This window comes from Roseibium sp. M-1 (assembly GCF_054515675.1).
Genome location: NZ_CM137257.1, coordinates 4,173,325 through 4,198,060 on the forward strand (window position 1 = coordinate 4,173,325; position 24,736 = coordinate 4,198,060).

General features: G+C 63.0%; 24 protein-coding genes. 13 read left to right on the plus strand and 11 right to left on the minus strand.

Features of this window, described 5'->3' with window-relative positions:
• Positions 1–25: 25 nt before the first annotated feature.
• Positions 26–2,608, plus strand: a complete 2,583-nt coding sequence (locus tag ACX3M4_RS18930; RefSeq protein ID WP_459354540.1) for a TIGR02302 family protein — start codon at positions 26–28, stop codon at positions 2,606–2,608.
• A 489-nt stretch (positions 2,609–3,097) separates the two neighbouring features.
• Here ACX3M4_RS18930 and ACX3M4_RS18935 read toward each other — a convergent pair whose 3' ends face one another.
• From ACX3M4_RS18935 to ACX3M4_RS18945, 3 genes are read right to left on the minus strand one after another with little or no spacing between them, the layout of a single operon-like run.
• Positions 3,098–3,493 (minus strand): response regulator, encoded by a 396-nt coding sequence (locus ACX3M4_RS18935; RefSeq protein ID WP_459354541.1) that lies wholly within the window; start codon positions 3,491–3,493, stop codon positions 3,098–3,100.
• 2 nt (positions 3,494–3,495) lie between these two features.
• On the minus strand, positions 3,496–4,059 hold the full coding sequence (hpt, locus tag ACX3M4_RS18940; RefSeq protein ID WP_459354542.1) for a hypoxanthine phosphoribosyltransferase: 564 nt from the start codon (positions 4,057–4,059) through the stop codon (positions 3,496–3,498).
• Between the two features lie 2 nt (positions 4,060–4,061).
• Positions 4,062–5,009 carry a zinc-ribbon domain-containing protein gene (locus tag ACX3M4_RS18945; RefSeq protein ID WP_459354543.1) on the minus strand — a complete coding sequence of 316 codons (948 nt, stop codon included), beginning with the start codon at positions 5,007–5,009 and terminating at the stop codon, positions 4,062–4,064.
• A gap of 204 nt (positions 5,010–5,213) precedes the next feature.
• On the opposite strand from ACX3M4_RS18945, the gene ftsE reads away from it, so the two are divergent.
• The 4 genes from ftsE (at position 5,214) to ACX3M4_RS18965 (ending at position 8,634) form a co-directional block, all read left to right on the plus strand.
• Positions 5,214–5,873 (plus strand): cell division ATP-binding protein FtsE, encoded by a 660-nt coding sequence (gene ftsE / locus ACX3M4_RS18950; protein WP_459354544.1) that lies wholly within the window; start codon positions 5,214–5,216, stop codon positions 5,871–5,873.
• A 7-nt stretch (positions 5,874–5,880) separates the two neighbouring features.
• Positions 5,881–6,930 carry a cell division protein FtsX gene (locus tag ACX3M4_RS18955; protein WP_459354545.1) on the plus strand — a complete coding sequence of 350 codons (1,050 nt, stop codon included), beginning with the start codon at positions 5,881–5,883 and terminating at the stop codon, positions 6,928–6,930.
• Between the two features lie 214 nt (positions 6,931–7,144).
• Complete coding sequence (locus ACX3M4_RS18960; protein WP_459354546.1) at positions 7,145–7,711, plus strand: YdcF family protein; 567 nt, start codon at positions 7,145–7,147, stop codon at positions 7,709–7,711.
• Between the two features lie 161 nt (positions 7,712–7,872).
• Complete coding sequence (locus ACX3M4_RS18965; RefSeq protein ID WP_459354547.1) at positions 7,873–8,634, plus strand: lysophospholipid acyltransferase family protein; 762 nt, start codon at positions 7,873–7,875, stop codon at positions 8,632–8,634.
• 71 nt (positions 8,635–8,705) lie between these two features.
• Here ACX3M4_RS18965 and ACX3M4_RS18970 read toward each other — a convergent pair whose 3' ends face one another.
• Complete coding sequence (locus ACX3M4_RS18970) at positions 8,706–10,166, minus strand: NCS1 family nucleobase:cation symporter-1 (protein WP_459354548.1); 1,461 nt, start codon at positions 10,164–10,166, stop codon at positions 8,706–8,708.
• Positions 10,167–10,433: 267 nt separating this feature from the next.
• Between ACX3M4_RS18970 and ACX3M4_RS18975 the strand changes: the two genes are divergently transcribed.
• Positions 10,434–11,090, plus strand: coding sequence for a GntR family transcriptional regulator (locus ACX3M4_RS18975; protein WP_459354549.1), 657 nt, complete (start codon positions 10,434–10,436; stop codon positions 11,088–11,090).
• A 12-nt stretch (positions 11,091–11,102) separates the two neighbouring features.
• On the opposite strand, the gene ACX3M4_RS18980 is transcribed toward ACX3M4_RS18975, so the two are convergent.
• The 3 genes from ACX3M4_RS18980 to ACX3M4_RS18990 are packed head-to-tail and all read right to left on the minus strand — an operon-like array spanning position 11,103 to position 14,057.
• A complete protein-coding gene (locus tag ACX3M4_RS18980) occupies positions 11,103–12,044 on the minus strand; it encodes a prephenate/arogenate dehydrogenase family protein (protein ID WP_459354550.1) in 942 nt (313 codons plus the stop codon).
• 7 nt (positions 12,045–12,051) lie between these two features.
• Positions 12,052–13,188 (minus strand): histidinol-phosphate transaminase, encoded by a 1,137-nt coding sequence (hisC, locus tag ACX3M4_RS18985; protein WP_459354551.1) that lies wholly within the window; start codon positions 13,186–13,188, stop codon positions 12,052–12,054.
• Positions 13,185–14,057, minus strand: a complete 873-nt coding sequence (locus ACX3M4_RS18990; RefSeq protein ID WP_459354552.1) for a chorismate mutase — start codon at positions 14,055–14,057, stop codon at positions 13,185–13,187. Before ACX3M4_RS18990 ends, hisC begins: the two co-directional genes overlap by 4 nt.
• 191 nt (positions 14,058–14,248) lie before the next feature.
• Between ACX3M4_RS18990 and metX the strand changes: the two genes are divergently transcribed.
• Both metX and metW read left to right on the plus strand, forming a co-directional pair.
• Entirely contained in the window at positions 14,249–15,451 is a 1,203-nt protein-coding gene (gene metX, locus ACX3M4_RS18995; protein WP_459354553.1) for a homoserine O-acetyltransferase MetX, read from the plus strand.
• Between the two features lie 5 nt (positions 15,452–15,456).
• Positions 15,457–16,089 (plus strand): methionine biosynthesis protein MetW, encoded by a 633-nt coding sequence (gene metW / locus ACX3M4_RS19000; RefSeq protein ID WP_459354554.1) that lies wholly within the window; start codon positions 15,457–15,459, stop codon positions 16,087–16,089.
• 204 nt (positions 16,090–16,293) lie between these two features.
• Here metW and ACX3M4_RS19005 read toward each other — a convergent pair whose 3' ends face one another.
• Positions 16,294–17,073, minus strand: a complete 780-nt coding sequence (locus ACX3M4_RS19005) for a class I SAM-dependent methyltransferase (protein WP_459354555.1) — start codon at positions 17,071–17,073, stop codon at positions 16,294–16,296.
• 136 nt (positions 17,074–17,209) lie between these two features.
• Between ACX3M4_RS19005 and gloB the strand changes: the two genes are divergently transcribed.
• The 5 genes from gloB to ACX3M4_RS19030 all read left to right on the plus strand — a co-directional run bounded on the left by gloB (position 17,210) and on the right by ACX3M4_RS19030 (position 20,881).
• Positions 17,210–17,992: a hydroxyacylglutathione hydrolase gene (gene gloB / locus ACX3M4_RS19010; RefSeq protein WP_459354556.1), complete on the plus strand. Its 783-nt coding sequence runs from the start codon at positions 17,210–17,212 to the stop codon at positions 17,990–17,992.
• A gap of 377 nt (positions 17,993–18,369) precedes the next feature.
• The gene (locus tag ACX3M4_RS19015) at positions 18,370–18,585 is read left to right on the plus strand and encodes a hypothetical protein (protein ID WP_459354557.1); all 216 of its coding nucleotides are present in this window, start codon (positions 18,370–18,372) and stop codon (positions 18,583–18,585) included.
• Between the two features lie 47 nt (positions 18,586–18,632).
• A complete protein-coding gene (locus ACX3M4_RS19020; protein WP_459354558.1) occupies positions 18,633–19,076 on the plus strand; it encodes a cupin domain-containing protein in 444 nt (147 codons plus the stop codon).
• On the plus strand, positions 19,073–19,504 hold the full coding sequence (locus tag ACX3M4_RS19025; RefSeq protein ID WP_459354559.1) for a hypothetical protein: 432 nt from the start codon (positions 19,073–19,075) through the stop codon (positions 19,502–19,504). The genes ACX3M4_RS19020 and ACX3M4_RS19025 overlap by 4 nt, the downstream gene beginning before the upstream one ends.
• A gap of 588 nt (positions 19,505–20,092) precedes the next feature.
• The gene (locus ACX3M4_RS19030; protein ID WP_459354560.1) at positions 20,093–20,881 is read left to right on the plus strand and encodes a DUF1206 domain-containing protein; all 789 of its coding nucleotides are present in this window, start codon (positions 20,093–20,095) and stop codon (positions 20,879–20,881) included.
• A 5-nt stretch (positions 20,882–20,886) separates the two neighbouring features.
• Here ACX3M4_RS19030 and ftsY read toward each other — a convergent pair whose 3' ends face one another.
• The 3 genes from ftsY to dapF all read right to left on the minus strand — a co-directional run bounded on the left by ftsY (position 20,887) and on the right by dapF (position 24,723).
• Positions 20,887–22,293: a signal recognition particle-docking protein FtsY gene (gene ftsY / locus ACX3M4_RS19035; RefSeq protein ID WP_459354561.1), complete on the minus strand. Its 1,407-nt coding sequence runs from the start codon at positions 22,291–22,293 to the stop codon at positions 20,887–20,889.
• Between the two features lie 253 nt (positions 22,294–22,546).
• Positions 22,547–23,815, minus strand: coding sequence for a tRNA (N(6)-L-threonylcarbamoyladenosine(37)-C(2))-methylthiotransferase MtaB (mtaB, locus tag ACX3M4_RS19040; RefSeq protein ID WP_459354562.1), 1,269 nt, complete (start codon positions 23,813–23,815; stop codon positions 22,547–22,549).
• Positions 23,812–24,723 carry a diaminopimelate epimerase gene (gene dapF, locus ACX3M4_RS19045; RefSeq protein WP_459354563.1) on the minus strand — a complete coding sequence of 304 codons (912 nt, stop codon included), beginning with the start codon at positions 24,721–24,723 and terminating at the stop codon, positions 23,812–23,814. The genes mtaB and dapF overlap by 4 nt, the downstream gene beginning before the upstream one ends.
• Positions 24,724–24,736: the final 13 nt, after the last annotated feature.

Below are 24,736 nucleotides of genomic sequence, written 5' to 3' on the forward strand. Positions count from 1 at the left end.
CTTGGTGCCAGAACCGGAGGTGCCATTGAGCCCTAGCGACAGCGAACACGAGCAAGAGCGTCAGATATCTTCCGAGCTTTCCGGCTGGCGGGCTGCCATCAAGGCCCGGCTGGACCGGCTGGTCCGCCATAGCCGCTGGGCGCTGTTCGTCGAGCGCCTGTGGCGCGCGATGCTGCCTCTCCTTGTCGTCATCGGTCTCTTTGTCGGTCTGTCCTGGCTCGGCCTCTGGCTTGTGTTGCCGGCCTGGGCGGGGCCACTCGGCATTGTCGCCTTTGCCGTCCTGGCGCTATGGGCAGCCAGGGACCTGCCGAAACTTGCCTGGCCGTCGCGCGAGGACGCGCTCTCCCGCGTCGAGAAATCCTCCGGCCAGCTGCACCGGCCGCTGACGGCGCTCGAGGACGAGCTGTCGGTCGGGACCGGCAATTCCGAAAGCCAGGCGATCTGGGCACTGCACCAGCGTCGCACGGCGGAAGCCGTGAACCGCATCCGCTCCAGGGCCCCCGATCCGCAGGCCTACCGGCGCGACCCCTGGGCGCTGCGCGTTCTTGCCGCCTGTCTGCTCATCATCGGTTTTTCCACCGCGCAGGGCGACTATCTCGGCCGGCTCGGTTCCGCGTTCCAGAACCCGTTCAAGACTGTGGAAGCACCCAGCCGGCTGGATGCCTGGGTTACTCCGCCGCTTTATACCAGCGAGCCGCCGATCTATCTGACCGGCGAAAGCGCCCAGCTGCGTGATCCCGGCGCGCCGATCTCCGTGCCCGAAGGCTCGATCCTGGTGGTCAGGACCCAGGGTGCACGCAATCTTTCCATGACCTTCGCCGGCGCGGACGATGCAGAGCCGGCCGTCATCGAACCGGAAGAGACCGCCGAGACCGTGGACCCGGAGCTAAAGAAGCTGCTGCCGGTGGAACGCCGGCTCAAGCTGGAGACGACCGGGGTGGTCGAGTTGCTCAACGGCGAAGAGCCGATGCTGAGCTATGTCTTTGCCGTGCGCCCGGACGATGCGCCGGAAATCCGGCTGACCGACGATCCGGAGGCGCAGCTCAGCGGGGCGTTGAAATTCTCCTATCTCGTCAATGACGATTATGGCGTCGTCGGCGCCGAAGCCCGGATCACGCCGCTGCCGGATCCCGACAACGGCAACCGGGTTCCGCGGCCGCTGGTCGATGCACCGCAATTCCCGCTGTCGCTGCCGCCGCGGGCGGGTACCGCCAAGACCGCGGAAACCATCCGCGATCTCGCCTCCCATCCCTGGGCCGGTTCGGAGGTCGACCTCCTCCTGACGGCACGGGACCAAGCCGGCCAGGAGGGCCTGTCGCCGTCCTACCGCATTACCCTGCCCCAGCGCCGCTTCGGCAAGCCGCTGGCCCGTGCGGTGGTGGAGCAACGGCGCAATCTGGCGCTCGACGCGGAAAGCCATGCGGAGATCATCACCGCTTTCGATGCCCTGCTGCTGGCCCCCGACACGTTCGACTTCAAGGTGCGCGACTATCTCGGCATGCGCTTTGCCTACAGCCAGCTGATCGATGCCCGCACGGACCAGGAGCTGAAGGACCTGCTGCCGCTGCTCTGGGACTTGGCGCTTTCCATCGAGGACGGCGACCTGTCGGCGGCGGAGCGCAAGCTGCGCGATGCCCAGGAAGCCTTGCGCAAGGCGCTGGAGGAAGGTGCCAGCGACGAGGAGATCGCCAAGCTGACGCAGCAGCTTCGCGAGGCCCTGAACGAATACATGCAGGCGCTTGCCGAGCAGATGCGCCAGAACCCGCAGGCCATGCAACCTTTCGACGGCAACCAGCAGACCTTGAACGAGCAGGACCTTGCCGAGATGCTGGACCGGATCGAGGAGCTGGCCAGGACCGGCTCCAGAGATGCCGCCCGGGAGCTGCTCGCCCAGATGCAGCAGATGCTGGAAAACCTGCAGGCCGGACGGCCGCAGATGATGCCAAACGGCATGTCCAGCGAAATGATGGAAATGCTCAATCAGCTCGGTGAGATGATCCAGAAACAGCAGCAGCTGATGGACCAGACGCACAAGTTCAACCAGGACCAGCAGCAGCGCCGCGGCCAACAACAGCAGCAAGGACAGCAGCAACAGCAGGACCAGGGCCAGCAGCTGACCCAGGAACAGCTTCAGAAGATGCTTGAACAACTGCAGCAGGGCCAGGGCGACCTGGCGCAGCAGCTGCAGCAGCTTATGGAACAATTGAACCAGAACGGCATGGGCCAGAACCAGGCGCTCGGCGAGGCAGGCGAATCCATGGGCGAAGCGCAGCAGTCGCTCGGGCAGGGCCAGGGCCAGCAGGCGCTCGGCGAGCAGGGTGATGCACTGGACGCGCTGCGCCGCGGTGCCCAGGGTCTGACCGAGCAGATGATGGGCCAGGGCGAAGGCCCGGGCTCGCCCAACGGCCCGTCGCCCATGGACGAGGACCCGCTCGGCCGGCCGCGTCGCACAGAAGGCCCTGATTTCAACAACCGGGTGAAGATCCCGGACGAGATCGACGTCCAGCGCGCCCGCCGTATTCTGGAAGAACTCCGCAAACGCTTCTCCGACCCGTCGCGGCCGAAGCTGGAGCTGGATTACCTGGAGCGGCTGCTGAAGCGGTATTGAGGTGGGTAAGGCTTTTCAGGAGAGTTGGAGACCCCGCTTCGGCGGGGTTTTTTTATATGAACACCTTCTCATTCCGTCATCCCGGACGCAGCGAAGCGAAGATCCGGGACCGGGGAGCCGAGGTCTCTCGGGTGCGTTCGGAATATCGGGATTTCCATGCCTCCCCGGTCCCGGCTCGCGCTGCGCTTGGCCGGGATGACAAAAGAGAGGCCGGCGTTATTCGTTGGTTTGTGCAGGCGCTTCGGTGCGTCTTTTTTGCCAGGTGATGAGCAATTGGCCCATCCTTCGAGACAGCGCTCCGCGCTTCCTCAGGATGAGGAGGAAGGGAAGCGTGGCCGACCACACCTCACCTCATCCTGAGGAGGGCTGAAAGCCCGTCTCGAAGGATGGGCCGCTTGCTCAACCTGCGACCGTGATTATCAACAAGCGTTAGAAAAACAAAAACCCCGCCGGAGCGGGGTCTTGAACGCATTGGAATCGGATGTCCCGTCACGCGTAGCGGCGGGTTTCCTGCGGGACTTCGCCGGAGATCGCGCCGCGCACGGCCTTGCGGATGTCGGCCAGGGAAAACGGCTTGGTGACGACGTCGTGCACCAGGGCTTCCAGGCCGTTGGCGCGTTCGCGCTGGTCGGCAAAGCCGGTCATCAGCAGGATCGGCATTTTCGGGTAGTCGCGGGCCGTGTGCAGGGCAAGGGCGATGCCGTCCATGACGGGCATCTTGATGTCGGACAGAAGCAGGTCGAAACTGCCCTTTTCCCGGGTCAGCAGTTCAACGGCTTCGCCGCCGTCCTCGGCCGCCTCGACGGAATGACCGTCCAGTTCCAGAGCACGCTTCACGAAGCTGCGGACAGCTTCGTCGTCTTCGGTAAGAAGAATGCGAGCCATGCTCACTCTCCTGTGTTGCCGTCGGCCGCTCCCTCGTCCGGGGCGACAACGTATCCAATATAGGGCAGCTGCCTCCAGGCGTGGCCCATATCCATACCATATCCGACGACAAACTTATCAGGACAGGCAAATCCGACATAATCGGCAGATATGGCAGCTTTGCGGCGCTCGGGTTTATCGAGGAGCGCTGCGATCTTCACCGAACGCGCGCCCCGGTTCAAAAGCCGTTCCTTGGCGAAGGCCAGGGTGCGACCGGATTCCAGGATATCATCCACCAAAATAATATCGCGGTCGTTAACGTCACTTTCAACATCGCGCAAAATCCGGATGGTGTCCGAGCCTTCCGTGCCGGCGCCATACGAGGATAAATGCATGAACTCCATTTCCGGTTCCAGGCCCACGCGGTGCATGGCGCGCACGAGGTCGGCGGAAAAGATGAAGCTGCCCTTCAGGACGGCGACGACAAGCAGCTTCTGCGGTCTGCCTTCCGAGATTTCCGCGGCAAGCGCCTCAACGCGCAAGGCGATGGCGTCTTCATCGAACAGCGTATGGATATTGGCTTTCATGGTCACTCGAGAACTATCTGGCGTTTGCCGCGCTCGACAAACCGAACCTGGATGTCGAACGCGCCCTTTGGCGGGTCGGCTAATATCGTCCTGAACCGGGTTTCGTCCAGAGCATTCAGAGATTTTGTGCGGGGTTCGACCGTCCAGGCGTAGACTTCCTGATGATCGGCGCTACGGATCGACAGACGAACGGCGGGGACAGTGTTGCGTTCCTGCAGGAGATTGCGGATCGATCCTTCGACAACGAGAACCTTCTTGCCTTCCTCGACCTCGGTAAAGGTCCTGAGGTTGCGGAACTCCAGCCCGCGCAGATTGACGTCCAGGCCGACCAGCTGGAAGAGGCTGGCGAGGTCCGGCGATTGCTTGACGATGTTGTCGCGCATCAGAACGAAGACGGCACAGCCGGCAAGCGCTGCGGCGAACAGGGCGACACCGCCGATGCGGCGATAGTTGCGGCGAAAAATCCAGTTCAGCACCAGGCCTATGTGATCCCGGCGGAACTTGTTCGGGTTGACGATGATCTTCGGCCGCTTGGCGGAGGATTCAATGTCAGTCGCAGCCGCGGCCTCGGCCGCTTTGGCGCTTGCTTTGGCATCGCCTTTTTGGGCAGCGGATTTGCCCTTGTCCTTCTTGCCGGGCGCAGCCGCCGGAGCGGGTTTGACCTCTTCCTCGTCGTCGTCGTCCTCATCGTCCTCGGCGGGGAAGTTGTCGTCTTCGGCGTCTGCGGCCCATTGGGCCTCGTCGTCTTCTGGATTATCTTCGGCGAAATCCTCGTCCGGTTCGTCAGGTACGTCTGCAGGACGGAAGTCGACCTCGCCCTCTTCCTCTTCGGTGGACGAGACGAACCAGCGATTGCCGCATTTGGCGCATTTCACGCTGCGCCCCTCCGGGCCAAGCGCTTCCGCCTTGATTTCGTAGGACGTTGCGCAGTCCGGACATTTGATCTTCATGTGCGAAGACCTTTCGCCATGGCATGCTTCTTGGGCTCGAGCTGGAACCGCGGGGCCGGAAACCGGCAGGAAAGTCTGGACAAAGGCCAGTCGGATCCAATGACGGGGTTTCAGCTCTCTAATGGACCTTTATATGATTAATGCACCGTTAATGGCCAGCCTATAGCGTGGCGTCCATCAACAGGAAGGAACAGGGGTGATTTTGTGATCCGCTTTGAAAATGTCGGATTGAGATACGGCATGGGACCGGAAATCCTGCGCGATCTGACGTTTCAGATCGAGCCGCAGTCGTTCCAGTTCCTGACCGGCCCGTCCGGCGCGGGCAAGACCAGCCTCATCCGGCTTCTGTTCATGTCCCTCAGGCCGACCCGCGGCCTGATCAAGGTGTTCAACCGCGATCTCAGCGTCATCGACAAGCAGGAGCTGCCGCGATTGCGGCGCAAGATCGGCGTGGTGTTTCAGGATTTCCGCCTGCTCGAACACCTGACGACCTATGAAAACGTCGCCTTGCCGCTGCGCGTCATAGGCAAGGAAGAGGCGGAGTACCGTTCCGATGTCATCGACCTCTTGAAATGGGTCGGACTGGGAGACCGCATGCATGTGCTGCCACCGGTCCTTTCAGGTGGAGAGAAGCAGCGCGCGGCGATCGCGCGGGCCCTGATCACGCGGCCGGAGGTGCTGCTCGCGGACGAGCCGACCGGCAACGTCGACCCGCCACTCGCCCGGCGCCTGTTGCGCCTTTTCATCGAATTGAACAAACTCGGCACGTCCGTCATCATCGCGACCCATGACATCGCGCTGCTGGAACAGGTGGACGCCCGGCGCATGGTGCTGGCCGACGGGCGCCTCTCAATATTCGATTAGGCGGCAAATGGCTCAGTCCGACGATACCGACAAGAAACAGGCAGCCTCCGCCGAAGTCCGGCCACCCCGGCGCCTGGAACGGCCGAAGAAGAAGCGCAAGCCCGCGCCGAAGAGTGCGCCCAAGCCGAAGAAGGAACCGGAGGGCGACGATGCCAAGCTGCGCCCCGCAGCGGCTATCGTGCCGCCCCAGGCGGTTGCCGGGCGGGCGCTGACGCTGGTGGTTGCCATCATGAGCTTCCTTGCCTGCCTGACCGTCGGCGCCGTGTCGGTGGTCTGGGATGCGGCAGATGCCTGGCAGAACGACCTGGTGCGCGAAATCACCATCCAGATCCGGCCGACGGAAGGTGTCGACATGCTCCGCGAGATCGACAAGGCCGTCGCGCTTGCGCAGGAGTTTCCCGGCATCGACAGCGTGCGCGCCATGTCCGACGCGGAAACCAAGCAGTTGCTGGAGCCGTGGCTCGGCGAAGGCCTGCAACTGGACGGCCTGCCCGTTCCGCGCCTGATCCAGATCACGGTCGGCGATCCGGCCGAACTGGATCTCGCCCAGCTGAGGGTCATGGTGTCCCAGACGGTGACCGGGGCCAGCGTCGACGATCACTCGATCTGGACGTCGCGCCTTTCCGCCATGGCGGGGGCCGTCGTCGTCGGCGGTTTTGCCATCATGGTGCTGGTGCTCGGTTCCATGGTGCTGAGCGTCGTCTTCGCTACCCAGGCGGCGATGGCCGGCAACAAGGATGTGGTCTCGGTGCTGCATTTCGTCGGCGCGGAAGACGGGTTCATCGCGCGGGAGTTCCAGCGGCACTTCCTGGTTCTGGGGATGAAGGGCGGGGTTTCGGGCGGCGTTGCGGCGATCCTCTCGTTCCTGCTGATCGATGTGTTCACCCGGCAGAGCTCCGGTCAGGCCGGGACGGACCAGGTCTCCGCGCTCTTCGGCGGCATCTCCGTCAGTCTGCCCGGCTATTTCGGTGTTTTCGGTGTCGTCTTCCTGGTGGCCATCCTGACGGCCCTCACCTCCGGTCTCGCAGTCAAGGCGCATCTGGCGAAAGTTGATTGATTTTCCCGCAAAATGCCGTGAAATTGGCCGAATCACTTATCATAGTCACGCCATGACACACGCTGACACTGTCATAGACCCCACTCTCGACGACGCGTTGCCCCACGCGGCGAGAAGCCGTGCGGGCGGCAGACGAACCCCTCGGCGCGCCCCAGGGAGTGCTACCGGGAGCACCACCGGGCGCAAGAAGCGCTTCGGGCTCAGGATTGTTTTCGTGTCCGTCGTTGTCGCGCTGGTGGCCGGTCTGTTCGGGCAGTTCGCCTTCTTCGCCCACCGGATCGCCACCGCCAGGGTTCCGGGCACCGCCAACGCGGATGCCATCGTCGTGCTCACCGGCGGCCATGCGCGGGTCAGAGAGGCCATCCGCCTTCTGGAGGAAGGCCGGGCCAACCGGCTGCTGATTTCCGGCGTCCACCCGGGCACTACGCGGGAACAGCTTGCAGCCGTCACGTCCTCCCCCATGCCGCTGGAAAAACAGAGCGTTGATCTCGACCGGGTTGCCCTCAATACGGCAGGCAATGCGACCGAGACCGCCAACTGGGTGCGCAAGAACGGCTTCTCGTCGCTGCTGGTCGTCACCAGCGCCTATCACCTGCCCCGGGCCGAGGTTGAGCTCGCGGGCGCCCTGCCGAATGTCAACCTTATTGCCTATCCGGTCTTCTCCAAGGATCTCAACCTTGCGGCCTGGTACCGGGAACCGGCGACGATGCGGCTTCTCATGCGCGAATATGTGAAGTATATCCTCGCCCGACTGCGGATTACCGTTCAGGGTGTGAGCTGACAACAAGTCAGGTCATGGCCGGACGGCCCAACCGTCTCGACCAAAGCGTGTTGCGTTTATTCGAATTGACGTGACCCGCTTCAACTCTCTTTCTGACGCACGTCTTGTTGCGAAAAACAGGTGCCCACTTTTTCGCGACGTGCTGTAGCTTTCACGGTGCCATGGTCTTTCTGCGTTCCACCCTGTTTCAGATCCTCTTCTATCTCGTCACGCTCATTCTGATGATCGTGTTCTCGCCGGTGATGCTCCTTCCCGAACGCTGGGGCTGGTGGGTGGTGCCGACCTGGTCGCGCGCCCTGCAGCTGTTGATGCGCGTCGTCGGCGGCATCAAGGTCGAGGTCCGGGGCAAGGAAAACCTGCCGGATGGCGGTTTCATCGCTGCCATGAAGCACCAGTCGGCCTGGGAAACCGTGGCGCTGATCCCGCTTTTCCGGAGCCCGACCTTCATCCTGAAGCGCGAGCTGCGCTGGATCCCGATCTTTGGCTGGTACACGGCCAAGTACCGGCAGATCCCGATCAACCGCGGCAAGCGCTCGGAAGCTCTTGCCTCCATGATGCAGGCTGCCAAGGAGGCGATCGCCGAAAAGCGGCAGATCCTGATCTTCCCGGAAGGCACACGCCGGCCGGCCGGCGCCGAGCCGAAATACAAATACGGCATCGCCCATCTTTACCGGGACCTGAAATGTCCCGTGGTGCCGATTGCCCATAATGCCGGTCTTTACTGGCCGCGCGCCTCGTGGAAGGTCTATCCGGGCACGGTGATCGTCGAAATCCTGCCGCCGATCGAGGCGGGCCTTGCGCCGGAGGTCTTCTATGAGCGCATGGTCACCGACATCGAGACGGCGAGCAACCGGTTGATCGAGGAAGCCCGGAAGGCACGGCAGCCCTCGCCGGTGCTGGAAGACATCGCAGCGAAGGCTTGAGCCCTCGCAAGAAAAAAAAGACCGCTCCGTCGTAACGGAGCGGCCAGAGGAAGTTCGATTGGGCTTGTTGCTTAGTGCGCGGCCCGCCCGGCTTCCGCCGATTGCATCCGCATCAGGCCGAGATGCAGGACACCGCCCAGCACCGCACCGATGACCCAGCCATAGCCCGATAGCTCCGAGAGAGCCGGGACCCAGACCGTTGCGACCGAGAACAGTGCCGCGATGGCAAAGGCGAGGATCGCCTTCATGTTCCAGCCGTTGTTGTAGTGGTATCGGCCCGCCGGGTTGGACGAAAACAGGTCGTCCATGTCGATCTGCTGTTTGCGCACCAGGTAATAATCCGCGACCAGGATGCCATAGAGCGGGGCAAGGAACGCGCCGAGCGTGTCGACAAAACCGGCAATGCCGATGTTGGAGATGACCGTCACCCAGAGCGCTCCGATAAAAAAGGCGATGACCGCTGTGATGATGCCACCGGTCCTGGCCGAGATCTTCTCCGGGTTGAGGTTGGCGATGTCATAGGCCGGCGGAATGAAGTTCGCGACCAGGTTGATGCCGACGGTCGCCGCGAAGAAGGTGACGGCCGCAATCAGCGTCAGGAAGACGTTGTCGACGCGGTCGACGATGTCGGCCGGGTTCACCAGCTTCTCGCCGAAGAGCACGACGGTGCCCGCGGTCACGAAGAGCGCGATGAAGGAGAAGAAGGCCATGGAGACCGGCAAACCCCAGAAATTGCCCCGCTTCATGGCACCTTCATCGGATACAAAGCGCGAGAAGTCGCCGAAATTGATCACGACGGCGGCAAAATAGGCGATCATCGTGCCGACGACGGTGAAGAAGGCGGCGACCGGTCCGCGCGGATCGGTGGCCTCGCTTCCCTCGAAGATCGTGCCGAGGGCGGAGAAGATGCCGTTGCCGGCTTTCCACCAGATCACCACGCAGAGCGCGATCATGACGACATAGACAAAGGGGCCCGCCCAGTTGAGGAACTTGCCGACCCAGTCGATGCCCTTCATGAACAGCGCGACCTGGAAGACGCAGACGATGAGATAGGACAGCCAGCCGACTGCCGTCATGCCAAGGAACTCGGGGCCGCCTTCGATGCCGAGCAGCGTGTTGAGGAGCAAAGCCACGGCGGTGGAGGCGAAATAGGTCTGGACGCCGTACCAGAAGATCGCGACGATGCCGCGCACCAGGGCCGGGAACCGGGCACCGTAGACGCCCATGGAGGCGCGGGCGATGACCGGATAAGGCACACCGTGCTTGACCGACGGCCGGCCGGTGAGGTTCACCAGCACCATGACGAAGAAGCCTGCAAGCACGATGGCGGCGAAGACCGCCCATCCGTTGAGGCCGTAGGTGATGAAGAGCGATGCGGCCAGGGTGTAGCCGAAGAGGCTCTGGATGTCGTTGTTCCAGACATTGAAGATCTCGAACGCACCCCACTTGCGCTTCGACGCCGGGATCGGCGCGAGGTCTTCGTTGTAGAGGCTGCCGTCCTGCTGCCCCGGCTTGCCAGATAAATTCGCCATAGTCTCCTCCCGAAACCGGCCTTCCTACAGACCGCGATGCCGTTTCGGAATTGGCTGGCGCGTGGCGCTCAACCCTCCGGAACCGGCGGATTTCAACCTGTGCAATCCAGCATATCCGCCGTCGGCGAACCGTGGAAATCGTCAGGCTGTACATTGCAAAGTCCTGAACTTGCATCTAACATTTTACAAAGAATGCTAGCTGACAGACTATAAGGAATTTCAAGCAGGACCTTCAGGCTTTGCTTGTTAATGGCGTGGAACCGGCAAATGACAAACGCAAACAAGGGCGACCTGTTGAACGACAAGGCCTTCGGGGCGCTGATCGCGGCCTTTCGCGGCGGGGCGTTGCGTCACGGCCAGTTCGTGTCGATGGGGCAACTGGTGGATCTTCTGGGCTACCCGATCGCCCCGGTGCGCGAGGCGGTCAAGCAGGCAAGCGCCCAGGGCTTCCTTGCAACCGTGCCGAAGCGCGGCGTGCAGGTGATGGAGGCAAGCCCTGAGAATATCCGTGAAAGCCTCGATGTGCGCATGGCGCTGGATCAGGAAGGAGCGCGGCGGCGCATTTCAACCGGTAACCTCCATGGTCTTGCGGCCTTGCGGCAGCGGCACGAGGACATGCGCGATGCGGCCGGAAAAGACGCCACCGCCGATCTGCCGCCGAAGGCGATCGATGTCGACCTGTCCCTGCACAATTACCTGGCCGACGGCCTCGGCAATTCGCTGCTTGGCAATGCCTATGAAGCCAACAGGGTGCGTATTGCCATCATCCAGAACGCCCGACCGTTCCTGCAGGACCGGATTGTCTCGGCGATGGACGAGCACCTGGCCATTATCGATGCCTTGGAGGCGCGAGATGCGCAGGCGGCCACGGCGGCGCTGATGCGCCACTGCGAGCAGACGCTGCGCTGGTGGGGCGTTACCTGAAACGGACCGGGATTACTCCGCCGGGGCCGGAGTGTCCTTGGCGTGGCGGCCGAAGTCCGGTGCGTCCGTTTCCTGACCGGCCTCGATGATCGACCGGCGGATGCCGCGGGTGCGGGTGAAGAGATCGAACAGCATCTGCCCGTCGCCCCAGCGGATTGCCCGCTGCAGTGCCGAGAGATCTTCGGAAAACCGCGCCAGCATCTCCAGGATCGCGTCCTTGTTGTGCAGGCAGACGTCCCGCCACATGGTGGGGTCGGAGGCGGCCAGGCGCGTGAAGTCGCGGAAACCGGAGGCGGAATACTTGATCACTTCCGACTTGGTCACGGTTTCAAGATCGTCCGCCGTGCCGACGATGTTGTAGGCAATCAGATGCGGCAGGTGCGAAACGATGGCCAGCACCAGGTCGTGGTGCTTGGGGTCCATGGTGTCGACGTCCGAGCCGCAGCCGCGCCAGAAAGCGGCGAGCCTGTCGATAGCGGCCTGATCCGTACCTTCCGGCGGCGTCAGGATGCACCAGCGCTGGTCGAAGAGCGTCGCAAAGCCCGCGTCCGGGCCCGAATGCTCGGTGCCCGCGATCGGGTGCCCGGGGATGAAGTGCACACCCTCCGGCACATGCGGGCTGACCTGATCGACGACCGAGCCCTTGGTGGAGCCGACATCGGTCAGGATGGCGCCTTTCTTGAGAGCCGGCGCGATCCACTTGGCAATCGCCTCGTTGGCGCCGACCGGCACACACAGGATGACCAGATCGGCCCCCTCCACCGCCGCGGCGGCGTCGAGCGCATAGGTATCGCCGAGACCCAGTTCCTCGGCCCTGCGCAGAGTGTCGGGGGAGCGGGTGGAAATGGCGATTTCCTTGACGAGGCCGCGCTGGCGCGCGACCTGGGCAAGGGAGGATCCGATCAGGCCGATCCCGATCAGGGCCATGCGGTCGAAAAGTGGGGCACCGGTCATCTTGATCTTATTTCTGTCCCAGGAAGTCCTTCAGGTGGTTCACCACGGTCCGGTTGGCGTCTTCGGAGCCGATGGTCATGCGGATGGAGTTGGGCAGGCCGTAATTGCCGACCATGCGCAACACGCAGCCGCGCTCCAGAAGATAGGCATCGGCATCGGGCGCGCGCTTGCCGTCCTCATCCGGGAAATGCACCAGCACGAAATTGCCGACGCTCGGTGTCACCTTCAGGCCGAGCTTTTCAAGCTCGGTCGTCACCCAGACCAGCCAGGTGTCGTTGTGCTCGATGGACTTCGTCACGAACTCCCTGTCGCGCACGGCGGCGATGCCGGCGGCGGCGGCCATGCCGTTGACGTTGAAGGGCCCGCGGATGCGGTTGAGCGCATCGATGACGTGGGCCGGGCCGAAGCCCCAGCCGAGACGAAGATTGGCGAGGCCGTAAATCTTGGAGAAGGTCCGCGTCATGATGACGTTGTCGGAGGTCGCCGCCAGTTCGATACCACTTTCATAGTCGTTGCGGCGGACATATTCGGCATAGGCCGCGTCCAGCACCAGCAGCACGTTTGCCGGCAGGTTCTGGTGCAGGCGCTTGATCTCCTCGAACGGCAGATAGGTGCCGGTCGGGTTGTTCGGGTTGGCGACGAACACCATCCGGGTCTTGCCGGTCACCCTGGCAAGGATCGCGTCGACGTCGGTCGTCAGGTCCTTTTCCGGTGCGATCACCGGAACGGCACCGGCGGCACGGATGGCGATGTCATAGACCAGGAAGCCGTGCTCGGAGTAAATCGCCTCGTCGCCTTCGCTCAGGTAGCCATAGGCGATCAGGCTGAGGATCTCGTCGGAGCCGGCACCGCAGATGATGCGGTCCGGGTTGAGGCCGTAGACTTCGCCGATAGCCGCACGCAGTTCCGCGGAGGAGCCGTCCGGATAGAGCTCAAGCTTCTGTGCGATCGTCTCGATGGCGGCACGGGCCGAGGCGCTGGTGCCGAGCGGCGTCTCGTTGGACGACAGCTTGTGCACGGTCTTGCCGTGGGTGCCCTTGGACTTGCCCGGAACATAAGGGGCGATGTCCAGAACGCCGGCGCGCGGCTGCGGACGGTTCGAAGCGGCCTCACCGGCCGGGGAAACGCTCGTCATCTCGTTCATTCCTGAGGCTCCTCGTCCTCGCCAGCAAATGTGTCGTCCGGATCGCCGTTGCCGTCGATGGGCGCGGCATAGCCGCCGACACGTCTCAATACATCCGGTGAGGCGCCCGCAGCCGTGCAGGCGGCCAGCACATCCTCTTCCGTCAGATCGCCCGAAATCGCCAAAAGGGCATCAACCCCGTTGGCGGAGCGGAAGAAACTGAGCACCTCGATGCCCAGGTCCATCAGCCGCCCGGGCAGAAGATCCGACCAGCGGGCGTCATAAACCGCAACGTCGGCGTTGTCGATCATGCTGTCGGCCCTGGCGAGCACCAGCGCCGGAAGATCGGCGGGCCGCTCGTCCAGAACGACGAACGGCAGACGCGCCCGCACCAGGGCGCCCGCTTCACTGAGGCCGCGCCACCAGGGCAGCTCGGCGCGGTCGGTCAGCGCGACGAGGCCGAGATCGCCCTCGGAGGCCGTCACCGCCCCGACGACGTCGGCGGCATCGCTACCGGGCACAAGCTCGACGGAAAATCCGAAATAGAAGCGCGCCAGATCGAGCATCTCGATCAGGTCGGCGCTGCCGTCGAGATGAACGGCGGTGTCCGCCTGCAGGCTGGTGCAGGCGCAGATGAGGTCGCGCCAGAGATGTTCGACGGTCGACAGCGGCAGGTCGCCCTTGTGACGCTCCACCATCTGGCGCATCTGGTCGGCGTCGCGTTCCGGGTGAAACAGCGCGGGACCTGCGCCTGCCGCGAGCTGGGCCGCCTGGATGCCGGCTTCTGCCCGGGCGCGTTCCATCAGGGCGTCGTGAATGCGCGCGTCGATCTCGTCGACCCGCTCTCTCAGGTCGTCGAGGGACATCCCGCTGTCCGGTATGTGCGACATGGATTGGCTCCGGCCTGGTTCGTGTCTGGCGGCGCATAGTCATAGGCATGTGAATGGCCAAAGGCAAAAGAAAACATTGACTCCGGCGCGCCCGCACGGCTAGGTCGCCAGTCTGGCCGATGCACGGGCGGTTGCGCCGGGCGAATGGCCCCAAAAGACCCCGCCCGGGAAACAGCAAACCCGAAAGAGCCATGTCCGCAGACACACCACGTCCAGCTCCCCAGGAAGATCTGAAGGCAAGTGAGGCGGTGACGCCCTCCAGCAAGCTTGTGCGCTTTCCGGTGGACGAACCGCTGGAACTGGACTCCGGCGTTCGGCTCGGTCCCTGGCAGATCGCCTACGAGACCTATGGCGCGCTCAACGCGGACAAGTCCAACGCGATCGTGGTCTGCCACGCGCTGACAGGCGACCAGTATGTCGCCTCGACCAACCCGGTGACCGGCAAGCCCGGCTGGTGGGAGCTGATGGTCGGACCCGGCAGGCCGGTCGATACCAACCACTATTTCGTCATCTGCGCCAATGTGCTTGGCGGCTGCCTCGGCACCACGGGTCCGGCGACGATCAATCCGGCAACCGGTCAGGCCTATGGGCTGGAACTTCCCGTCATCACCATCCGCGACATGGTGCGGGCGCAGGCCCGGCTGGTCGATCACCTGGGCATCGACACGCTCTTTGCGGTGATCGGCGGCTCCATGGGTGGCATGCAGGTGCTGCAATGGGCGGCCAGCTATCCGGAGCGCGTCTTTGCCGCCGTGCCGATCGCGGCCGCTGCCCGGCACACGTCGCAGAACATTGCCTTTCACGAGGTCGGCCGCCAGGCAATCATGGCCGATCCCAACTGGTGCGGCGGCAGTTATATTGCCGAAGGCGTGCGCCCGACAAAGGGCCTGGCCGTGGCGCGCATGGCGGCCCACGTCACCTACATGTCGGACGAGTCCCTGCACCAGAAATTCGGCCGTAACCTGCAGGACCGCGAGAACGTCACCTTCGGCTTCGATGCGGATTTCCAGATCGAAAGCTACCTGCGCCACCAGGGCATGACCTTCGTCGACCGGTTCGATGCCAATTCGTATCTCTATGTCACCCGGGCGATGGACTATTTCGACCTGGCGCATGAGTTCGGCGGCACGCTCGCCAATGCCTTCAAGGATACCAAGACCCGCTTCTGCGTCATGTCCTTCACCTCCGACTGGCTGTTCCCGACCTCGGAAAGCCGGCGCGTGGTCAGGGCGCTCAATGCGGCCGCCGCCAACGTTTCCTTTGTCGAGATCGAGAGCGACCGCGGCCACGACAGCTTCCTTCTGGACGTGCCGGAAATGTTCCAGACGATCAACGGCTTCATGACCGGTGCCGCCCATGCGCGCGGCCTGCCGGCGCCCGGCGAGAAGGTTTGACGTCCATGAACCTTGCTCCGAGACAAACCCGGCCCGGCGAAGTGCGCGGCGACCACAAGGTGGTGGCGTCCCTGGTGCCGGAAGGCGCGCGCGTCCTTGATATCGGCTCCGGTGACGGTGAACTGCTGGATCTACTGGTGCGCGAGCGCCGCGTCGACGGACGCGGCATCGAACTCTCCCAGGACGGCGTCAACCGCTGCGTCGCCCGCGGCCTTTCCGCCATCCAGGGCGATGCCGACCAGGACCTGTCGGACTATCCGGACCGCGCCTTCGACGTCGTCATCCTCAGCCAGACGCTGCAGGCAACGCGCGAACCGAAGAAGGTCATGCGCGAGCTCCTGCGCATCGGCGAGCAGGTGGTCGTCTCGATCCCGAACTTCGCCCATTGGCGCAACCGGGCACAACTGCTGTTCCGCGGCCGCATGCCGGTGACCAAGTATCTGCCTTACGAATGGTACGACACGCCGAACATCCACTTCTGCTCGCTGCGCGATTTCGTCGAGCTCTGCCGGGAACTGGATGCCGATGTCGACAAGGCAATCGCGCTGAGTGCCAGAGGCAACAAGATCCCGGTCAACGCCCCCTGGTGGGTCTGGAATATCGTCGCCGAACAGGCAGTGTTTCTGCTGAAGCGTTAATACGCTCAACCGTATCTCGCCGTCATTCCGGACAAGCGCAGCTTTAGCTGCGCGCTGATCCGGAATCCAGAGGTCAGCGTGAGCGCGGCGAACTCACAAGTTTTATGATTTGCCGCGCTTTCAGCGCGAAATACATCTGGTTCCCGGATCTGCGTTCGGCTCCGCCTCACTTGTGCGTAATGACGGTGCCGAGGGGGTGAAAGGCTATTGCGTTTCAATCGTCCTGTGCACCGGGCGGACCGGCTTCAGGCCCGTGGTGACGCCTTCCGGGATGAAGACCGGGCGCAGGACACGGAAGCGGCTTTTCTTGCCGTCTGCCGGCAGGCTCTGGAACACCACCTTTTCCGCCTCCATGATCAGGATGCCGCCGAAGACCGGCCAGATCCTGCGGCCGATGCTTTCCCAGGTGCGGGCGGCTTTCAGGATGGTGCCGGCGCGCGAAGGCGGCATGAAAAGGGCTTCCTTGTCCTCCAGGACGTTGAACTGGCAGTTCTTCAGCAGATCCTTCAGCTGGCTGCCCGAATACGGGCGCCCGTAACCGAAGGGCGAGAGTTCGGAGCGCGCCCAGAGGCCGCGCCGGTTCGGCACCACGGCAATCAGGCGTCCGCCGGGCGCCAGAACGCGCCAGGCCTCCTTCAGCATCGCTGCGGGATCGGAGCAATGGTCGAGCGCATGCACCAGCATGATGCGGTCGAAATAGGCGTCGGAGAAGGGCAGCTCCTTGTCCTCGACCAGGACACTTGCGTTTTCCTCACGTTCGCGCGGCCATCCCACCGCACCCTGCGGGGCCGGCATGGCGGCAATCGCTCTGTCGACCGTCTCCAGATAGGGCCGCATGAAGGGGCCGGCATAGCCGATGCCGAGCATCGTCTGGCCCTTCAGGTCGGGCCACATCCGATGGATCGGTCCACCGATCAGGCTGCGCAACAGCTGTCCGAGCGGTAAATCGTAAAAGGCGCGCAGATGGACGACGTCGAGATACATTCAGCCTGCCCGGTGTGTAAGGACGGCCGCGATTGAACATGGATCGGTGGCCAAGTGCAAGGTCTGATGCCTTGCCCTTGCCGCCGGACTTTGCGACTGTGCGGTTCAATTTGCCCTGCCTCACGAGGAGCCCGCCATGGCCTTGAGCGACACCACCGAGATCCACCAGTTCCCCTGCCTCGACGACAATTTCGGCGTTCTGGTGCACGACACGGAAAGCGGTACAACCATCGCGGTCGACGTGCCCCATGCAGGCGCCTATGTGGAGGCGCTGGAAAAAACCGGCTGGTCGCTGACCCATATCCTGATCACCCATCATCATTGGGACCACGTCCAGGGCTTGGGTGAGCTGAAGCAGAAGACCGGGGCGACGGTGATCGGTCCGGAACGCTCCCGGCTGAAGATTTCCGAACTGGACAATACGGTCGAAGACGGCGACGAAGTCCGCTGCGGACCTTATGAGGTCAAGGCGATTTCGACGCCGGGGCACACCCTGGACCAGATCTCCTGGTTCATCCCGTCGATCAAGATGGCCCACACGGGCGACACCCTGTTTTCGCTCGGTTGCGGCCGGGTGTTCGAGGGCGACAAGGAGATGATGTGGTCGTCGCTCGCCAAGCTGATGCGCCAGTTGCCCGACGACACGGTGATCTATTGCGGCCACGAATACACGGAAGCCAATGCACGGTTTTCCCTGACCATCGAGCCGGCCAATGCCGAGCTGAAGGCGCGGGCGGAGGAAGTCGCCGCGTTGCGCGCCAGGGGCGAGGCGACCCTGCCGACCACGATGGGCCGGGAAAAGGCAACCAACCCGTTCCTGCGCGCAGGAGAGCCTTCCGTGGCGGCCGCCCTCGGCATGGAGGGCAAGCCGGCCGCGGAGGTGTTCACGGAGATCCGCACCCGCAAGGACAATGCGTGAAACAAAGCACTCTATTGCACTTTCTATCTGAGCAGCGCGATTGAATTCGCTGGCGCAGTTCGAACAAACTCGGCGTCACCCCGGGCGAACGAAGTGAGACCCGGGGCCTACTCATTTCCAGAGCACCTGATTGGTGGTCAGGCCCGAGCGCAATTCATCTGCTGCAGCAGTTGGCATTGCGAGTGGGTCCCGGTTCTGCGCTACGCTTGCCCGGGGTGACGCAGCAAGCCACAGCCACTTCAATCGCATTTGCAGCGGAAGCTGCGCTTCTCAGATTGATCATCCGGCAGTTGTGCTGCTTTTCTTCAACCGGAACACTTAAAACCGCCGGGAATTGCCCCCATATGCACGCTATCGCGTTCAGGAAGGGGCATTCCATGACACTTGCGAGTAGCGACGCCCATTTGGGGCGTTCAGCGGAACAGCGGGCCAAGGATGTGGTCCATCGGATCGTCAGCCAGGCGGAAGCCATCCCGCTCCAGCAGGGCGGCGGCCACAAGCTCGACATGCAGGTCCTTTACGAGGAAGTGGTTGCCGCCTTGCGCGAAACCATCGATGATCTCGCCTTCTGCACCGGGTCGAAAACGTCCTGACCGGACCTGCCCGGCCCTTCGACCCTTTGCCGAGCCCGGGAAATTTAATGACCGTTTCAAGCGGTGCGACCGCCGACCAAATCATTGCTCTGTTGAACATGCAGCCGCATCCGGAAGGCGGGTACTATGCCGAGACCTTCCGTGACGAGGTGACCGATGCGGACGGCCGGGCGGCCTCCACGCTGATTTACTTCCTGCTTCCGCGAGGTGTGCTGTCGCGCTGGCACAGGGTCGATGCGGTCGAAACCTGGCACTGGTATGCGGGCAGCCCGCTTGAGCTTTCCCTCAGTGCCGACGGCAGGACCAGGGATGTGATCACCCTCGGCAACGATCTTCTGGCCGGCGAGCGGCCACAGGGCATCGTCCCGCGCGACGGCTGGCAGCAGGCCCGCTCGCTCGGCGCCTGGACGCTGGTCGGCTGCACGGTGGCGCCGGGGTTTCAGTTCGAAGGCTTCGAGATGGCACCGGAGGGATGGGAGCCGGGCAATTGATCCGGCGCCTGTTCAGCAAACGCATCCTCGGCGGTTTTGCGCTCAGCTCCCTTGTTGCGGCCCTTGCGCTCCATCTCACTATCAATTTCACGATAGGAAGCGAAGAGGGCTTCAACACGAACGTTTTCTTTTTTGTCCTGCTGCTGGTTCTGGTCGCGCTCTACACCCTGATCCCGTCAGCCCTGTTGGTCTTCTTTTGCGAGAAGAAATCCATCCGCCATCCGGTCATCTATGTCGGCTTCGCCGCGCTGATGGCCTTTGCCGGACTGCCGCTTGTGCTGAGGAAGCTTGATCCGGACATCGTGTTTATTGCGCTTTGCTGCGTTCCGGCAGGCGTCGTTTCAGGCCTCGTCTACTGGTACTACGCTGGCCGGAAGGCCGGCGATGACACCAGACACCTGCAGGAGCAGATTGCAGCCTTCGACTGAAGGTCTCGCATCGGCGTTCAGGCCGGCGGTCCGGCTTGAGGCAAAAAAAACATAACTTTGCAGCGAGCGCGGAACCAATCGTCCGCTCCCGGGTTCTCTTTCCAGTGAAAGGAGAGAGACATGAACAGCATCATCTATCTGGTCGGTCTTGTCGTCGTTGTCGGCGCCATCCTGTCCTTCATCGGCGTCGTCTGATTTATTTGCGGACTGCCCGCCCCTTGCAGTCCCGAATGGCAGCCAACGCCCCCATGCTCTGACAGCCACATATTTGCCCCTTGGGCCGGACGCCCGCCCGCAGCCGAACGGTCGCCCCCATCCGTTCCCCGCGTCCGGCCCATTTCCTTTTTCAAAAGGAGACAGCAATGCACAACGTCATCTATCTGGTGGGACTTGTGGTGGTCGTCATCGCAATCCTGTCGTTTCTCGGCCTCGGCTGACCTCGCTGCATCGAGCCCCCTTTAGCGAACAATTTCGGACGCACTTGATCATCGGTGCAGGCGGCCCCTTCGCAGGCTCTCTGGAGCAGGCCAGGATTCGGAAACGCTTGCCCGGCATTGATTTGGCCGGGAAGGTGGAGAGAGCCTCTTCATGAAACATTCCCCGTGGATTCAAGGTGCCGCACGCGCCGGATATTTTTCCCGGGGCGTCGTTTACAGCATCGTGGGGGTCTTCGCGGTGCTTGCGTCCTTCGGAGCCGGCAGCAGCAAGGGCACCAAGGGAGCGCTTGTCACCCTTCTTTCCCAGCCATTTGGAACCGTGCTTGTGGCCGTGCTTGTCGCGGGACTTTTCGGCTTTGTCGTCTGGCGCTCCGTTCAGGCTGTCCTGGACGCCGACGATCATGGGCTCGATCTCAAAGGGGTCGTCGTACGTCTGGCGCTGCTCGGCAGCGCGGTTACCTATGGTGCGCTCGCGCTCTATGCACTGGGTCTTCTGGGACTGATGACATCGGGTGGGAGCAATCCGTTGCCGAAGGTGATCGCCGCCTTGGCCGGGCTTCTTGGCATAAACCTGCTCGCGTGGCTGCTGTCACTGGTGTTTTTCGGGATCGCCGCCGCGCACTGGTGGAAGGTCTATTCAGGCAAATACAGCAGGCATTTCGACGGGTCGTCGGCCCCGATGGGCGCGATACATATTATTTCCGCGCTCGGCTTGAGTGCGCGCGGCGTCGTATTCGCCCTGCTTGCAGCTATGGTCTGGCTTGGCATCAAAGGACCATCCACGTCCGAAGGCGAACTGCCCACGACGCAGGACGCCCTTCATTACATTCAGGACCTCCCCTTCGGACAGGCCCTCCTGTTCGTGCTGGCGCTCGGATTGCTGATCTTCGCGGCATATTCCTTTGCCGAAGCCAGATGGCGCAGGGTTAGCGTTTCCTGAGCTGCTCAGGCCAGGCCGGCAATGGCGCTGGCAAAGTCCTTGGCCGAGAACGGTTCGAGATCGGCGACCCCTTCCCCGACACCGATGAAATGCACCGGCAGGCCGTATTTCGCGGCGATTGCTACCAGTATGCCGCCGCGGGCGGTGCCGTCGAGCTTGGTCATGACAAGACCGGTGACGCCGGCGACCTTGCCGAAGATCTCAACCTGGTTCAGCGCGTTCTGGCCCGTTGTCGCGTCGAGGGTCAGGAGAACCGTGTGCGGGGCCTCCGGATCGTGTTTCCTGATCACCCGGATGACCTTTACCAGCTCGTCCATCAGCTCGGCCTTGTTCTGCAGGCGGCCGGCCGTATCCACCAGAAGCACGTCGACGGCTTTCGTCCGTGCTTCCTTCATGGCGTCATAGGCAAGGCCGGCGGCATCGGCACCGGTATCGCGGGCGATCACATCCGCACCGGTGCGTTCGCCCCAGATCTTCAGCTGTTCGACGGCCGCCGCGCGGAACGTATCACCGGCGGCAAGCATGACCGTCTTGCCTTCGGACCGCAGCTTTTGGGAGAGCTTGCCGATGGTGGTTGTCTTGCCGGTGCCGTTGACGCCGACCATCAGCACCACATGCGGCTTCTTGCCGGTGTCGAGGTCGAGCGGCTTTGCCACCGGTGCCAGCACCTTTTCCACTTCCTCCGACAGGATGGCGCGGACTTCCTCCGGCGAGATTTCCTTGTTGTAGCGACCGTCCGAAAGGCGATCGGTGATCGCCATTGCCGTATCGACGCCAAGATCGGCCTGGATGAGGATATCCTCCAGCTCCTCCAGCATGGAGGCGTCAAGCTTGCGCTTGGTGAAGATAGACGTGATGCCCTCGGTCAGTGACGCGGATGAGCGTGACAGGCCCTGCTTCAGCCGCTGGAACCAGGAGCGTTTCGGTTCTTCCACGACTGGTGCGGGCGCAACCGGAGCCGGTGCAATCGGCGCCGGAGAAACTGGCGTCGGAGGAACTGGTACTGGCGCAGCCACCTCGGGTTCGGGTGCTGAAGCTGTGGACTCCAGCTCAGTTTCCGGTTCAGTTTCCGGCTCAGGCTCCGACTTTGCCTCGCCTGCCTCTTCCCTGACGTCCTCCGGCTCAAGGTCGAGAGCGACGTCGGTCGGCATGGGATCCAGCGGCTCGAAGGGTGCCTTCAGTGGCGTAAAGGCCTCTGGAGTTGCGGCCATCACATCCATTCGCTCAGGATCGAACGGCTCGTTCAGCGCGGCGACCGGCCGGACGTCCATTTCAACGTCCAGGGAAGGATCATCTTCCTGTGGTTCGGCCGCAGCCGCCACGTTTTCTGCGGTTGCCGGAGCGGCTTCGTCTTCCGCCTTGTCCTTGCCGCCGAAGAGACGTCCAAGAAAACCGCGCTTTTTCTCGCTCATGAACCCGCCTTTAATTTTTCATCCGTCATCGCGGGTCCCTGTCAGCGGATCCGGCGAGGCCTTACTTTCTGCCTCATCCTGAGGAGGGCTGAAAGCCCGTCTCGAAGGATCGGCCGCTTGCTCCGAACATGCCACCCATCCTTCGAGACGCCGCTGACGCGGCTCCTCAGGATGAGGGTGTTTTTCGACCGGTTCCAGTGAGCCCGACACATTCCTCAAGACAGCCTGTTGAAACATGGCTGCACCCCTTTGCTCACGCAGCCTTGGAGAGGGCTTCGCCCAGAAGATGGCGACCGGTATGGCCGATTATTCTGGTTTCGACAATCTCTCCGGCGTCGAAACCCGCCAGCTCGACCGGGGTGTACTGCTCCGTGCGGCCTATGTCTTCATGTTCCATCAGCACAGGCCGGATCTTGCCGACCTCGCCGGTCAGATATCGGACCAGCACTTCTTCGCCCTTGGCGCGCAGGCGGGCGCCGCGTTCCTTGACGATCGTTCGCGGCAATTGCGGCATGCGAGCCGCCGGGGTACCGGGACGGGCCGAGAACGGGAAGACATGCAGATGGGTCAGGCCGCATTCGTCGACGATCTTTAGGGAGTTTTCGAACATTTCCTCGGTTTCCGTCGGGAACCCGGCAATGATGTCCGCGCCGAAGACAACGTCCGGACGCAGCCGGCGGACCTCGTTGCAGAAGCGGATCGTGTCGGCGCGCAGGTGCCGCCGCTTCATCCGCTTCAGGATCATGTCGTCGCCAGCCTGAAGGGACAGGTGGAAATGCGGCATCAGCCGTTCATCTTCTGCGATCACCCGCATCAGGTCGTCGTCGGCCTCGATGCTGTCGATGGAGGACAGCCGCAGCCGCTTCAGCTCCGGAACCAGTGCCAGGATCTTGGCGGCAAGCGTGCCGAGCTTCGGTGTGCCCGGCAGGTCGGCGCCGTAGGAGGTGATGTCGACGCCGGTCAGCACGATCTCGTTGTAGCCGTTTGCGACAAGACGCCGGATCTGGTCGACGATGACACCCATCGGGACGGAGCGGGAATTGCCGCGGCCATAGGGGATGATACAGAAGGTGCAGCGGTGGTCGCAGCCGTTCTGGACCTGGACAAAGGCGCGCGCGTGGCCGGTCAGCCCGTCGATCAGGTGACCGGCAGTTTCCTCAACGCTCATGATGTCGTTGACGCGTACCCTCTCGCTCTCGCCCATGCCGAAAGCGGCAACGTCCCGATAGGACCTGCGTTCCAGCTTTTCCGTGTTGCCGAGCACGAGATCGACTTCCTCCATGCTGGAGAAGGTCTCGGTCTCCGTCTGGGCGGCACAGCCGGTGACGATCACACGCACATCGGGATTGTCTCGCTTGGCCTTGCGCACGGCCTGGCGCGCCTTGCGCACCGCTTCGCCGGTAACCGCGCAAGTGTTGATCAGGACGGCGTCCCTGAGGCCGGCCGCTTCCGCCTCGCGCTTCATCACCTCCGACTCATACGAGTTGAGCCGGCACCCGAACGTCACGACATCAATGCTCATAACGCCGCTCCGGCCTCCAGCGGAGCATCGCCCTGGCCGGTCTTGCGCCAGGAAAGCGTGTCGAGATCGACCTCGCCCTCGTATTCCACTTCCGTCAGGCCGGTCATCAGCACATGGCCATCACTTTCGCGCCATTCGATGCCGATCGGCCCGCCCGGCAGGTGAATGGTGGTCTTGCGGCCGGTCTTGTTGTCCCGTGCGGCGGCAACGCCGACGGCACAGGCGGCGGTGCCGCAGGCAAGCGTCAGGCCGACGCCGCGTTCCCACACCTTCACCCGGATCTGGTCGGTGTCGAAGACATGGGCCAGCGAAATGTTGGCGTATTCCGGGAAGATCGGATGGCGCTCCAGCAGCGGCCCGATCCGCTCCAGATCATAGGCCTCGACATCGCCGACCCAGAAGATCGCATGCGGATTGCCCATGTTGACCACGGCCGGCGTGTGCAGGATCGGATCGTCGATCGGGCCGATCTGCAGCTCGATGGCGCGGGTGTCGGCGAATTCTTCCGCCAGCGGGATTTCGTGCCACTCGAGGCACGGCACGCCCATGTCGACGGTGACACGGCGCGGGCCGTCGGCGTCGAAGGCATGCAGCAGGCCGGCGCCGGTCTCGATGGTGACGACGTCCTTGCCGGCCTCTTCCATCAAGAGGCGGCCGATGCAGCGGGTGGCATTGCCGCAAGCGGAGACTTCGCTGCCATCGCGGTTATGAATGCGCATGAAGGCATCAACGCCGAAAGACGAGCGCTCGACGGTAATCATCTGGTCGAAACCGATGCCCTTCTCCCGGTCGCCAAGATGCGCGATCGCTTCGCGGGAAAGCCGCAGCGGTTGTTCGCGCGCATCCCAGACCACGAAATCGTTGCCGAGGCCGTTCATCTTCAAAAAGGGTCTGGTTTCAGACGCCATGCGGATTGCACTT